The sequence below is a fragment of the Marinobacter sp. H13 genome (assembly GCF_059072335.1).
The window spans coordinates 2,390,318-2,403,400 of the sequence record NZ_JCACRU010000001.1 but is presented as its reverse complement, the minus strand read 5'-3'; the positions used below and the strand labels follow the sequence as shown (position 1 = coordinate 2,403,400).

General features: G+C 59.5%; 12 protein-coding genes and 1 riboswitch. Of the genes, 3 read left to right on the top strand and 9 right to left on the bottom strand.

Annotation, left to right across the window (positions count from 1 at the left end; all coding sequences use genetic code 11):
* Complete coding sequence (locus AC5JQH_RS11080) at positions 1-525, top strand: cytochrome b (protein WP_008177091.1); 525 nt, start codon at positions 1-3, stop codon at positions 523-525.
* 28 nt (positions 526-553) lie between these two features.
* On the opposite strand, the gene AC5JQH_RS11075 is transcribed toward AC5JQH_RS11080, so the two are convergent.
* The 6 genes from AC5JQH_RS11075 to AC5JQH_RS11050 all read right to left on the bottom strand — a co-directional run bounded on the left by AC5JQH_RS11075 (position 554) and on the right by AC5JQH_RS11050 (position 6,378).
* Positions 554-1,402 carry a sulfurtransferase gene (locus tag AC5JQH_RS11075; RefSeq protein ID WP_008177089.1) on the bottom strand — a complete coding sequence of 283 codons (849 nt, stop codon included), beginning with the start codon at positions 1,400-1,402 and terminating at the stop codon, positions 554-556.
* Positions 1,403-1,478: 76 nt separating this feature from the next.
* Positions 1,479-1,829 (bottom strand): RidA family protein, encoded by a 351-nt coding sequence (locus AC5JQH_RS11070; protein ID WP_008177087.1) that lies wholly within the window; start codon positions 1,827-1,829, stop codon positions 1,479-1,481.
* Positions 1,830-1,899: 70 nt separating this feature from the next.
* Positions 1,900-2,664 (bottom strand): ABC transporter ATP-binding protein, encoded by a 765-nt coding sequence (locus AC5JQH_RS11065; RefSeq protein ID WP_493791243.1) that lies wholly within the window; start codon positions 2,662-2,664, stop codon positions 1,900-1,902.
* Complete coding sequence (locus tag AC5JQH_RS11060) at positions 2,664-3,638, bottom strand: FecCD family ABC transporter permease (protein ID WP_092031308.1); 975 nt, start codon at positions 3,636-3,638, stop codon at positions 2,664-2,666. The genes AC5JQH_RS11065 and AC5JQH_RS11060 overlap by 1 nt, the downstream gene beginning before the upstream one ends.
* Positions 3,625-4,509 carry a cobalamin-binding protein gene (locus AC5JQH_RS11055; protein WP_288367871.1) on the bottom strand — a complete coding sequence of 295 codons (885 nt, stop codon included), beginning with the start codon at positions 4,507-4,509 and terminating at the stop codon, positions 3,625-3,627. The genes AC5JQH_RS11060 and AC5JQH_RS11055 overlap by 14 nt, the downstream gene beginning before the upstream one ends.
* A 30-nt stretch (positions 4,510-4,539) precedes the next feature.
* Positions 4,540-6,378, bottom strand: coding sequence for a TonB-dependent receptor plug domain-containing protein (locus AC5JQH_RS11050; protein ID WP_053113671.1), 1,839 nt, complete (start codon positions 6,376-6,378; stop codon positions 4,540-4,542).
* Positions 6,379-6,513: 135 nt separating this feature from the next.
* Positions 6,514-6,736: riboswitch (cobalamin riboswitch) on the bottom strand.
* 122 nt (positions 6,737-6,858) lie between these two features.
* On the opposite strand from AC5JQH_RS11050, the gene AC5JQH_RS11045 reads away from it, so the two are divergent.
* Positions 6,859-8,733 carry a putative nucleotidyltransferase substrate binding domain-containing protein gene (locus AC5JQH_RS11045; protein ID WP_493805975.1) on the top strand — a complete coding sequence of 625 codons (1,875 nt, stop codon included), beginning with the start codon at positions 6,859-6,861 and terminating at the stop codon, positions 8,731-8,733.
* The gene (locus AC5JQH_RS11040; protein WP_008177073.1) at positions 8,726-9,454 is read left to right on the top strand and encodes a 3'-5' exonuclease; all 729 of its coding nucleotides are present in this window, start codon (positions 8,726-8,728) and stop codon (positions 9,452-9,454) included. The genes AC5JQH_RS11045 and AC5JQH_RS11040 overlap by 8 nt, the downstream gene beginning before the upstream one ends.
* A 1-nt stretch (position 9,455) precedes the next feature.
* Here AC5JQH_RS11040 and msrB read toward each other — a convergent pair whose 3' ends face one another.
* The 3 genes from msrB to AC5JQH_RS11025 form a co-directional block, all read right to left on the bottom strand.
* The gene (gene msrB / locus AC5JQH_RS11035; protein WP_008177071.1) at positions 9,456-10,679 is read right to left on the bottom strand and encodes a peptide-methionine (R)-S-oxide reductase MsrB; all 1,224 of its coding nucleotides are present in this window, start codon (positions 10,677-10,679) and stop codon (positions 9,456-9,458) included.
* 79 nt (positions 10,680-10,758) lie between these two features.
* Positions 10,759-12,258: a sensor histidine kinase gene (locus AC5JQH_RS11030; protein ID WP_092031316.1), complete on the bottom strand. Its 1,500-nt coding sequence runs from the start codon at positions 12,256-12,258 to the stop codon at positions 10,759-10,761.
* Positions 12,259-12,260: 2 nt separating this feature from the next.
* Positions 12,261-12,962 carry a response regulator transcription factor gene (locus AC5JQH_RS11025; RefSeq protein ID WP_092031318.1) on the bottom strand — a complete coding sequence of 234 codons (702 nt, stop codon included), beginning with the start codon at positions 12,960-12,962 and terminating at the stop codon, positions 12,261-12,263.
* Positions 12,963-13,083 lie beyond the last annotated feature (121 nt).

Here is a 13,083-nt window from a genome sequence, read left to right as displayed (position 1 = left end):
ATGACACTGATGGACGCTGACAACCGCTATGGTGCCGTTTCCCGGGCTGTGCACTGGATAATGGCGGTTTTGTTGCTGGTAATGCTTGCCAGCGAAGTCTGGTTTGAAGCCCTGGAGCACACACTCTCTGATGCGTCGCTTATGGCCTGGCACCAGACCCTGGGCCTGACCATTTTCGGGCTGGTTATCTTTCGCGGTCTCTGGCGCTGGCTTAACCGCGCACGTATAACACCACCGGCTCAATGGGCGACCATGGCCAAGCTCGGGCACATTGCGCTCTATGCCCTGATGATCCTGATGCCGCTGTCAGGGCTCGCATCCTCCCTCGGTGAAGGCGATCCTGTTACCTTTTTCGGCTGGACAGTCTTTGGCTACGGCCCGGAAATCGAGTGGCTGGAAGACAGCGGGGAAGAGGTTCATGAAGTGCTGGCCAACGTGTTGTGGCTCATGATTGGCGTACACGTAGCAGCTGCCCTGGCGCATCAGTACCTGCTGGGAGACCGGATCATGAAGCGCATGGCCTGACGGCCAAGATACAGGAAAACCCTCGGGCTCAAGCCACCGGCAGCGAATCGTCGCTGCCCCAGTCCGCCCAGGAACCATCGTAAAGAGAGAGCTGGTCATACCCGGCCAGCTCGGCCGCCAGCAGAATGATGCAGGCGGTGATGCCGGAACCGCAGGAAAACACCAGTTGATGCCCGTCTCCGGGCTGAAGGTTCGTACCGAGATGCCTGAACTTTGCCTCCAGCTCACTGACCGGCTTAAACCGGTAACCATCCAGCACCTCGGTAAACGGAAGACTGAGTGAGTTCGGAATATGGCCGCCGCGCACTCCCGGGCGGGGTTCCGGGGCCTGAGCCAGGAACCGCGCCCGGGATCTCGCATCAATCACCGAAACTCGCTCGTCGTCCAGATGCTGTAGCACGAAGGCGGAATCCCGAACCCGTCCGCGGTCCAGACGGCCCGCCACGTTCCCGGCGGAAGCCGCACTATTAATCGGGGCCGACACCGTCTCACGCCCCTCTGCCAACCACTGTGGCAGGCCACCATCGAGCACGAAAACCTGTTCGAGGCCCATCGACCGCAGAATCCACCAGGCCCGGGGAGCGGAATAGATTCCCTGGTTGTCGTAAAGCACCACCAGTCTTTCAGGCGTTATGCCCAGCCTGCGAACTTCCTGAGTGAACTGTTCCTCGGTAGGAAACGCATGGAGCTGGGACGATTCCGTATTGCAGAGCGTTCCCTCCAGATCAATCTGGAAGCTCCCCGGTATCCACACCGGGTGATCATAAACGATCGGCTCCTTGCCAATAACCGTGGCCATACTCGCGTCGATAAGAACCAACCGTTCGTTATCGAGGTTTTCCTGCAACCAGTCGGTGGTTACGAGTGGGGACGCCATGGTGTGCTCCTGTTCCTACCAGAAATAAACGGCCGACTTCTCAGGCCGACAAATCGCCAGACCTTCCCGGCTGCCGTCAGGACGTTGCGGCAATCACCGAGATTTCCACCAGCAACTCCGGCGACGCCATCTGAGCCTGAACGCAGGCCCGGGCCGGCGCCGTACCTTCAGGCACCCAGTTGTCCCACACCTCGTTCAGGGCTTTGAAATCGGCCATGTCTGCCAGGTAAATGGTTGCCGAAAGGATTCGATCGCGGCTGGAGCCGGCGGTCTCGAGCAGCTCGTCCACTTTCTCCAGCATCCCGGTTACCTGGGTATGAATATCGGCGTTACGGTCCTTGGCAACCTGACCGCAAAGGTAAGCAGTGCCGTTGTGTTTTACGATCTTGCTCATTCGGCTGTTGGTGGAAATACGTTCAATGGTCATGGTGATGGCCTTGTTGGGGATTTGAGTGACTATATAACCAATAACGGGCTCGAGGATAAAGCCTCACACTTCAGCCCGGCACAAACACCGGAAAACCATCCAGTTCGGCAGATAGCAAACGCTGGCCAAACAGGCTTTCGAGTGCAGAAGTCACCAGAATGTCGCGGGCCGGTCCCCAGCAGGCCTGACCGTCGGGGTACAGAAGGAGGATCTGGTCGCACCATCGCGCAGCCAGGTTGAGGTCGTGGAGGCACATGAACACGCCCCGGTCGCACGCTGCCTGCTGGCGCAGCAGCTTCATAACGGCGGTCTGGTGCTGTAAATCCAGGTGATTGGTGGGTTCGTCCAGGAGCCAGATTTCGGGGCTTTGGGTCATGAGGGTAGCAATGGCTACCCGCTGGCGTTCACCGCCGGAGAGGGTGTTTACCAGGCGATCTTTCAGGTGGATCACGTCCAGCTCTATTAGAGCCCTTTCAGCAATCGCGAGGTCATCACCACTCTCCATCTGCCAAGGCGATAACCAGGGGTGGCGGCCGATCAGGGCGGTTTCCAGTGCCGTTGCCGGGAATCCATCCTGCCGGTCCTGAAATACCAGGCCCATGCGTTGCGATACGGTCTTGCGGCGGATGCCGTCCAACGGCGTTCCATCAAGCAGCAGCTTTCCGCTTCTGGGCTCCCGCAATCCTGCGAGAGTATGGAGCAAGGTGGTTTTACCCACACCGTTAGGGCCCAGCACGCCCCAGACCTGTCCCGGTTCGATGGCCAGATTCAGGGGAACGCCTGAGCTGCGGCCCGGAATGTCGATAATCAGCGCTTCGGTTGCCAGGCGTGTCATCATCGGCTCCTATACAGCAGGTACAGGAAGGTCGGGACGCCGATCAGCGCGGTGATCACCCCAACCGGCAACTGCTCCGGCGCAATCACCACCCGCGCCAGGGTATCCGCCAGCACCAGCAGCGTACCGCCCGCCAGTGCGCAGGCCGGCAGAATCAGGCGCTGGTCGTTGCCCAGCACCAGCCGCAACATGTGCGGTACCACCAGGCCAACGAAACCAACCGAACCGGCCATGGTGACGGCGGCTGCGGTCAGCAGGCTGGCCATCAGGTAGATCGACCATTCCAGTGGCCGCACCGAAACGCCCAGCGCCGCCGCCTGCAGGGAGCCCCGTGCCAGCACGTTCAGGGCCCGGCCGAGCGGAAACACCATCAGGCATACGAGCACAAGAATGATCAGTCCCGGCCACGGAGTGGCGGCGTGGGAAAGATCGCCCATCAACCAATACAGCATGCCCGGCAATCGGCTGGCCGGGGTCATCGAGAGGATCAGGGTAATCATGGCGCCCCAGCCGGCGGCGACCACCACACCGGTAAGCAACAGCCGCGATGGGGTCCAGCTGCCACTGCCGTGAGCCAGACCAAACACCAGCAGGGTGGCCAGCATGGCACCTGCAAACGCGGAGCCGGATATCAGAAAACCGGCAGCGCCGGCCAGCATGGCCAATAACGCACCCACTGCCGCGCCACCAGAAAGCCCCAACACATAAGGATCGGCCAGGGGATTTCGCAACAATACCTGCATCAGTGCCCCGGCCACGGCCAGCAATCCGCCAGTTGCGAACGCGCTCAGGGTGCGAGGCAGGCGCAGCTCCAGAATCAGCGTTTGCTGCAACTCGGTGCCACTGCCGGTGATCACCCTCAGAGTGTCACCAAAACCGATGGACGTACTGCCAATGCTGACGGAGAGCAGTGCCGCCAGAAAGCCCGCCAGCAGCAGAATGAGGAGAGGTTTGTAAGGGCTAGAGATAGGCACGGGCCTGCTCCAGGGTCTGGCACAGGTGCCTGGCGCCGTCTGCCATACGTAGCGTGGGGCGCGCCAGAAGGTCCGGCGGTTCGAGGAAGAGGTTGCCGGCGGCTACCGCTGCCAGGCCCGGAAACTCGCGCCAGGCTTCCAGCCACTGCCTGTCGTCCGACGACCCGGCGGTAATAATGACTTCAGGGTTGGCTTCGAGAACCGCCTCCCGGCTGATCCGGGGCACCAGCCGTGGCAGCCCGCCAAACACATTCACTCCGCCGCACAGGGTTATGGCCTTGCTGATCAGCTCGTCCCGGTTCACGGTCATCAGTGGCTGGTCCCATATCTGGTAGAACACCTTAACCGGTCTGGCATCGGCATACTGAGCTTTAAGTTTGACTATTTCTGCACGAAACGCTTCGGCCCGCTCATTGCCGAGATCCGGTGAACCCGTCAGCAACGCCAGATCCGATACCGCCGCGGCAATGTCGTCAAACGTTCGCGGGGCTAGCCAGAATACGGAAATACCAAGGTCAGACAGCCGTTCCAATTGGCTGCGGGAATTGCCATCCACCCAGGCCACCACCAGGTCCGGTGCCAGCGAAACAATGGCTTCCAGGTCCAGGCGATTGCTGTCGCCCACCTGCGGTAAGTTCTCCGCCTCTGGCGGGTAGTCGCTCCAGGCACTCACCGCAACGACCTTTTCGCCGGCACCGGCGGAGAACAACAGCTCAGTGGCACCCGGTGACAAAGAAACAATACGCTGCGCTGGCTCGGCCAGGCATACCTTCTGGTTCAGTGCATCGCGTACGCAGGGTCCCTGGGCCTGCGCCAACGAGGGCGCAAGCAGAGACAGTACACACAGTGCAGCGAGCCATAGGTGCCTCATAGAGGGCGGGAGCCTCTCAGATCAATGAATTTACTGTTGGAAATCATAGCGCACCGAGGCCATGAAGGTTCGTCCGGCGGCCAGATAATCAAAGGGCGCGAAGGTCGCACTGTCATATCCGATGCTGGTGGCATACCGACGATCCAGCATGTTATCGACCTTGAATGAGGCCGACCAGCCAGGCTGGAAATTCCAGGCCGCTCTCAGGTCTACCGTGCCATAGCCCGGCAGCAGACTGGTATTTGCCGCATCGTTATAGCGGTCACTCTCGGCAATAAAGCTGGCGCCCACCGACCACTGGGAGAACAGGCGATCAATATCCAGACGCACGTTTTTTTCCGCGCGGCGTGGTAAACGGGCGCCGGTATCGCGATTCTCGGTATCCGCGTAGGTTACTGCTGCCGCCAGATTCCAGTCAGCCGTCTCGATACCGGAAGAAACCTCAACGCCACGGATTCTGGCCGTCTCGACGTTTTCCATGGTGCCCTCAAAGGTCACCGGGTCCGACACGTAGGTAATCAGGTCTTTCACGTCGTTCTGATAAAGCGCAATGTCCCAGTACCACCGGTCATATCGCCCGGAGAAACCGGCTTCGACCATCTGCCCCTCTTCCGCATCGAGGTCAGGATTACCGGTGTAGAACGGCACCGTCAGGTAAAGGTCATTAAAGGTGGGTGCCCGGAACGATGTCGCATAGCTGAGGCGAAAGCGATGGGCGCGGTCCAGCTGGTGACCGAAGGCCACACCGCCAGTCTCCTCTTTGCCATAGGCCTCGTTGTCATCCAGACGCAGACTGAGCATCAGATCGGTGGCATCAAAGTTCAAACGGCCCTGACCGAAAACCGCGCTGTTGGTCCGGCTGTCTTCTGTGAAATTGCTGGTGCCATCCACTTCGTCAAGCATGACCTCCGTACCCAGAACCAGCTCATGAACACCGGCCGTCAGGGTGTTTTCCCAGCGCGCGGAGCGAGACAGGGTGTCGAACGTGCTGGGATTGGCTCCGAAGGTATCCTGTTCGTCGCGAGCTTCCGAGAACTGGATACGTGTACGCCAGTAGTCACTGGCAACCGCTTCCAGATGCAGCCCCATGGCACGAATCAGGAAATCGGTATCACCGCCTTCAAACTCGGTATTACCTTCAGACTGGAAAACCGTCAGTCCTGCGCCGCCGCCCTGGTCAAAACTGTGGCTCAGTTTGGCCAGGCCACCAGCGTTCCGGAATCCTTTGTCCTCGCCGCCAGCACGCAGGTTCGTGCCATCGGTATCCGAATAAACGCCACCGGCCAGGAACGACGAACGGCCTTCCCGGCCAGCCAGCCCGGCCGTTGCCTCACGGGTTTCATGGGAACCGCCTTTCAGCTCGCCCCAACCCTGGCGCCCGGCCTCCGGTTCCAGGGTGAACGCCTGGATGACACCACCCACCGCATCGGCACCGTAGAGGGAACTCTTCGCACCTCGCACCAGCTCAACCCGTTCCATCAATTCGGGAGGCAAAAACTGCCAGGGTGGGATACCCGCAGAGGCCGAGCGCAGGCGGATACCATCGAGAAGCAGCACGGTACCTGAGCTGCCAGCGCCACGCAGGAATACGCTGGTAGTCTTGCCGTAACTGCCGTCCGACACCACGTTGATCCCCGGCTGGGCGCGCAGCAGGTCGCGGAATTCCGCGGGCTGTTGCCGATCAATATCCTCCTTCTCGATGACCGTAACCGAAGACAGGCTCTCCCCAACGGTCTTCGGCCCCAGTGTCGCGGTAACCACGATGGGATCCAGGGCATCGGATTCAGGGGCAGACTGGGCCGAAACGGCCAGAGGCAGGGCGGCCATGGCAACGCCGGCCAGTAAAACAGGGCTTTGAATTCTGAACATGAAACTTGCTCCGCACTCCGCGCGCACCCGCACGGGAATCTGGGTTTTGTTGCGGAACAGGGAATGGGGGCAGGCGGTAGACTGGTGTCAGGAATGCGGAACCGGCATATCACCCACCCAGGTTGCCCACCGCAACATCGGGTGTTTTTCCAGGCCGGTCTCCGGGCTGGCAGGCGGAACTCTGGGTTCCCGGGCAATCACCTTCCCATGTCTTGGCGACACAGTGGCGCACAGATTGCCGTTGTCCTGCTTACCGTTGCGGGGGCAGCATCGGACTTGCACTGGCGTGACCAGGCTCACCGATTTCCCGTTTCACCCGTCGCGCTTTGCGACGGGCACCTGAAAAAAGTGTGGCAAGGCTAGCAACACCGGGGTAAGCGGTCAATGAAATCCATCAAAGGTCGACATGGTCGCAGGCCTCTGCCACTGCTATATTCCATGACTGACAATCATTTTTTCTTCGCCAAAACAGGGAGTTTTATGCAGGCCGAGCTGGTCGACATCCGCAATCACATGGCTCAATACTCGCCGTTTGACGAGATGACCGAGGAGCTGCTCGACAGGGTGGTGGGCGGTATTGAGGTAGTCTACTTCAAGGCCGGCAGCCAGATCCTGGAATTCGGCGAGCCCAGTAACTGGCTTTATTACGTGCGCAGTGGCGCGGTAGAAATCTATCGGCGTTCGGGCGAGCTGTATAACCGCATCAGCGAAGGCGAAATATTCGGCCAGTTTGGCCTCCTGATGAACCGGAAAGTGCGATTTCCGGCAAAAGCCCTGGAAGACACACTGGTCTACAAGATTCCGGGAGAAATCTTCCAGTACCTGTGGGAAAATGACGACAACTTCGCCGATTTCGTCGAGATTGAAGACCGCAGTCGCCTGCGCTCTGCCGTTTCCCGTCGGGAAAAGTCCAACCAACTGATGACATCCAAGGTTACCCGGTTGATTGCCCGGGAGCCGGTATCAGCGCCCCACACCGTTCGCCTGCAGGAAGCGGCGCGGATCATGACCGAAAACGGCGTCTCCGCACTGCTGCTGATGGACGAGGAAGGTGAAAAGCCCCTGCTCAAGGGCATCATTACCGACCGGGACCTGCGCACCCGGGCCCTTAGCGAAGCCCTGGCCTCGGAAACTCCGATCAGCGAGATCATGTCGGAGGATCTGATCACCATCCGCTCGAACATGTTCATATACGAGGCCATGCTCACCATGCTGCACAACAATGTGCACCATCTTCCGGTGATGGATCGGGATGAGGTTCGCGGGGTGATTGCGCTGTCTGACATCGTAAAGTACGAGAGTCAGAGCAGCCTATACCTGGTCAGCAACATCTACCATCAGCAGGATGTAAAAGGGCTGAAGAAGATCAGCCTGGATGTGCGGGACAGCTTTGTTCGCATGGTGAACGAAGATGCCAACTCCCACATGATTGGCAGTGCCATGGCCGGCATCGGGCGCAGCTTTACACAACGTCTGCTGGCGCTGGGCGAGGAGAAACTCGGCCCCCCACCCGTGCCCTACTGCTTTTTGGCCCTCGGCTCCATGGCGCGGGACGAGCAGCTGGTGGTCACGGACCAGGATAACGCCATGATCCTGGACGACAGCTTTGTGCCGGAAGAACACGACGAATACTTCCTGGCGCTGGCGAAATTTGTCAGCGATGGCCTTGCGGAGTGCGGCTATACCTACTGCACCGGCGACATCATGGCCACCAACCAGAAATGGCGGCAGCCACTGCGCGTCTGGAAGGACTACTTCACCGACTGGATTGATAATCCGAAAGCCGAGGCTCTGTTAAACAGCAATATTTTCTTTGATCTGGATGGCATCTACGGCGAGACCGACTTTGCCGAACAGCTCAAGACACTGGTGGCGGACAAAGCCAGCAACAGCCAGCGGTTCCTGGCAATGCTGGCGCGCAACGCCCTGAACCGCACGCCGCCGATCGGCTTTTTCCGGACTTTCGTGCTGGAAGAGGATGGCAAGCACCAGAAGACCTTCAACCTGAAACGTCGCGGAACAGCGCCCCTGTCGGATCTGATCCGGGTTCATGCCCTGGCCTGCGGCTCCCGTGCACAGAACTCGTTCGAACGACTGAAAGCCATTGGCAACACCAAGCTCCTGCTGGACGACGATCTGGGCAACCTGAGGGATGCGCTTGAGTTTATCTCCATCGTTCGTATCCGACACCAGGCCCTGGCAATCGAGGCTGACCGGCAGCCGGACAACAACGTACGGCCCGAAGACCTTTCACCGTTTGAGCGCAGCCATCTCAAGGATGCGTTCCAGGTAGTCAGCGGTGCCCAGAAGTTCCTGAAATTCCGGTATCACGCCGGGGTGGCCCGTAATGTCTAGTGAGGAGCAGGCCGAGAATTCTGTTACACGCCTGCCATGGCCCGAGCAATTCAAGGCCCTGGCGGAGCAGAGCAAGTCCCCGATTCTTAAAGCCTATTACGAGAGTGGGTGTGTGTCGCCGGAGACGCCCTTATCCGAGGTGCCCTTTGTCGCGCTCGATTTCGAGACCACCGGGTTGGACGCCAATCAACATTCGATTGTCAGTATCGGTCTGGTGCCGTTTACGCTCGACGGCATCCAGCTGGGCAAAGCCCGCCACTGGATCGTGCGGCCCAAGCTCCCGCTACACCAGACCTCGATTACTATCCACGGCATTACCCACAGTGATATCGACCAGGCCCCGGATTTGAACGATATCCTGAAGGATCTGTTTGCCAGCCTGAATGGGCGTATCCCCGTGGTTCACTACCGCAACATCGAGAGATCGTTCTTCGACGTTGCCCTGCAATGGCGCTTGGGGGAAGGAATCCGGTTTCCGTTGATCGATACCATGGCCATTGAGGCTCACCTGCACCCGGACCGAAACCCGTCACGCTGGCAACAACTGCTGGGGAAGAAGCCCGTGTCGATTCGCTTGGCTGATAGCCGGCTGCGTTATGGGCTGCCTCACTATGCCGCCCACAACGCCCTGATTGATGCGGTTGCCACGGCTGAACTCCTGCAGGCCCAGGTGTTGCACCATTTCAGCCGGGACACCCGGGTGGCGGATTTGTGGTTGTGAGTCAGGCGTCGCTCTCTGGTCTGACGTCATCAACCCATTTGCCATAACCTGCCTCTTCCATCTTCTCCAGCGGGATAAAGTCCATAGACGCGGAGTTCATGCAGTAGCGTAGTCCGGTTGGCGCAGGGCCATCGTTGAAGACATGGCCAAGGTGGGAATCCGCGTGGCTGCTGCGGATTTCCGTACGGGTCATGAAGAACGAGTTGTCCTCACGTTCCACCACCGCGTCTGGTGTGATCGGCCGGGTAAAGCTGGGCCAGCCGGTACCGGATTTGTACTTGTCCCGTGAAGAAAACAGCGGCTCGCCGGAGACAATATCCACGTAGAGTCCTGGCTTCTTGTTGTCCCAGTATTTGTTGTTAAACGCCGGCTCGGTGCCGTCTTCCTGGGTCACCTCGTACTGCATATCCGTCAGGCGCTGCTTCAGGACATCCTGAGCCGGCTTTTCAAAGCTTGCCGGATCGAAGCCAACGCCCATCTGGCCGGGCTCTGTGCTGGCGCTTTCATCGCCCACCAGATCGTCACTGGCGTCCACTGTGGCATTCTCCTGGAACCGGGTGTAATCGAGCTCGTAATCTTCGCCATACACCTTCTCGATAAACTGATAGCGTCCAGAGTTGAAGGTGTAGAAGTTGTAGCGCACCGGGTTTTTGTCGTAATAATCCTGGTGGTATTCCTCCGCCGGGTAAAATTTCTCAAACGGCACGATTTCGATCACCACGGGTTTCTCGTAAACTCCGGATGCCTCCAATTCTGCAACGGCCGCCTCGGCCAGGCGCTTCTGCTCAGCGTTATGGTAGAAAATAGCAGGACGATACTGCTGGCCGCGGTCCACAAACTGACCCTGATTATCGGTCGGGTCCATCATCCGCCAGAGCGCCTGCAACAAGCCCTCGTATGTCATTTCGTTGGGGTCGTAATAGACCTGTACCGCTTCGGTATGGCCAGTCTGCCCCGAGGCAACCTGCTTGTAGGAGGGGCTTGCCTCTTTCCCACCAGAATAGCCCGAGACTACTTCCACCACGCCCGGCACCCGCTTTTCGTACCCGGCCTCAACACACCAGAAACAACCGCCAGCAAAGGTCGCCACGGCCAGACCCGGTTGATCCGGTGCGTATTTGCTCATCTGCGACTCCGACTTTTCGGCAACCGCGTAGGTGGTGAACAGACCAACTGCAGAGACAAATGCCACTGCGGAAAACAGACCCATAATCTTGCGTTTCATCAGATATCTCCTTCACGTGATTCCATACCTACAGCGTAGGGCGGTGGATTCACGAAAACGTTCACCAGGCATTACGAATTCATAACGCTGTGGATTTTTCGCCGCCCGCGACCGAGCTGTCGCGGGCCAGGGGCAGCCAGACACTGAAAACGGCGCCATCGGCATTGCGTACCGAGAGTTTTCCCTGCTGCAGCGTCACCATTCGCTGGGCAATCGCGAGCCCCAGACCGGCATGGCCCGTCCTGGACGCACCTGCGGCCTGATAAAAGGGTTCGAAGACGTGCTCCAGGTCCTCATCATCGATACCGGGGCCAGCGTCGGCGACGGTAATTTGCGCACCCCCGGCCTGTTCGACAACGCCCAGTGTGATCTCCGTATCTTTCGGCGAATGGCTGAGGGCGTTGCTGATCAGGTTATCCAATACCCGCTCGGTCATGGCGATATCCGCCAGCACCTGGACCGGAGCGACGGAAACAATCGACAGGGCAACGCCTGCGCGCTCCGCCTCGGGTTGGTGCTTCTGCACCACGTCATGCAGCAGTTCGGCAACCACAAACGGTTCCGTCTTCGGCTGTTTCTCCCGGGCATCCAGTGCGGCAAGTTCAAACAGTTCCTCCACAAGACGACCAAGCCGGTGGCTTTCGGTCAGGGCCACATCCAGGAAACGTGCCCGCTCCTCGGCGGCGAGCGTGTCCTGTTTCATGCGCAATGCTTCGATATAACCCTGGATGGATGCCAGTGGCGTTCTAAGGTCGTGGGAGACCTGGGCAACCAGCTGCCGGCGCTGGGCATCCTTGTGTTTCAGAAGGTCCAGCTGGGCAACAATTCGCTGGGCCATCTGATCGAACCGGGCGGCCAGGTAATCAATGTCATCGCCTTTGCCCGCCACCGCGGCGGCGCGCTCCGGAGACATGCCGCGCTCGAAGGATTCCACCCGCTCGGTCAGCCGCGAAAGCCGACGCGTCAGCAACCGGAAGAACACCAGCCCGGCCAGCAAGCCGACGAACAGGCTCACCGCCAGCGCGCCCGCGCCTAACTGGAGGAGCCGGTTACTGTGCACCATGCTCTCGGCCAGGTCGTACTCCTCGCCGCGCAGAACCACGTACAGATAACCCGTTGGATCCGCAGCCGAAGGCACCGGCGTTACCGAGAAGACCTTCCGCCGGTCATGACTGCGCGGATCATCGCCGGGCAGTGGGTAAGCGCCCGGGTTTTCAAGCAGCGTGCGTACCGGTTCCAGGGATACCCGGTTGCGCTTGATCTTGTTCGGGTCGGCGGAGTAGGAAAGGATATTACCTTCGGTATCCAGCAGGTAGATTTCGATACTGGGGTTGATGGTCATGTACAGCTCGAAGAGCTGCTTCAGGGCATCGCGGTTGAGCTTGCCATCGGTTACCAGGTTGCGGTCAGACACCAGGTTACGGGCGAGGTCGCGGTTCAGCTGCTGGTTGACCGCAGCCGAGTATTCCCTCACCGAAGCCAGACTCAGAAAGGTAAAGAGCCCACCCACCACGAGCAGCAGCAGGAACAGACCGATCGCCAGCCGGGCATAAAGGGTGCGGAAGACAGACAGGGCCATCGCTAATCCATGAACCGATAGCCAACACCCCAGACCGTCTGGACGTATCGTGGGTCGGCGGGATCGGCTTCAATCTTGTTGCGCAGGCGGTTGATGTGGGTGTTCACGGTATGCTCGTAGCCCTCATGGTTGTAACCCCACACAGAATCGAGCAATTGCGCCCGGCTGAACACCCGGCCCCGATGGGAGGCAAAGTGCCAGAGCAGGTCGAACTCGCGGGCGGTCAGGTCCACTTCCCGATCATCCACAAACACTCGCCGGCGAACCGGATCAATCCGAAGCCCGTCCACCTCAATCTCATCAGCCTGACCGCCGGCAGGCGCTGCCTGAGAGAGTGCGTCTACCCGTCGGAAAAGCGCTTTGACGCGCGCTGCCAGCTCCGCCACGCTGAACGGCTTCGTCAGGTAATCGTCCGCGCCCATCTCCAGGCCCAGGACCCGATCCAGCTCTGTGCTCTTTGCCGTCAACATCAGAACCGGCACATAGCCCGGGCAGGCACGAATCTCGCGGCACACCGCCAAACCATCCAGGCCAGGCAACATCAGATCCAGAATAACCAGATCGACGCCGCCCTCACGGAACCTTTCCAGGCCGGTGTCCCCCCGGTCCACGAGCACGGGCTTCATTCCCAGATCTGAAACCTGCATACGGACCAGCTCACCGATGCCGGGGTTGTCTTCAATAATCAGTACCGTTCGCGTCATGGTGATGGGCTTCGCTGAATTTGCCGGAGGCTTTCGATGCTTTCATGGCAGAGTGTAGGCGGAAAAGTTCACAAAACCATCACAAGCCGTCAGAACCGCGCGCATAGCCGGCTCCGGGTTT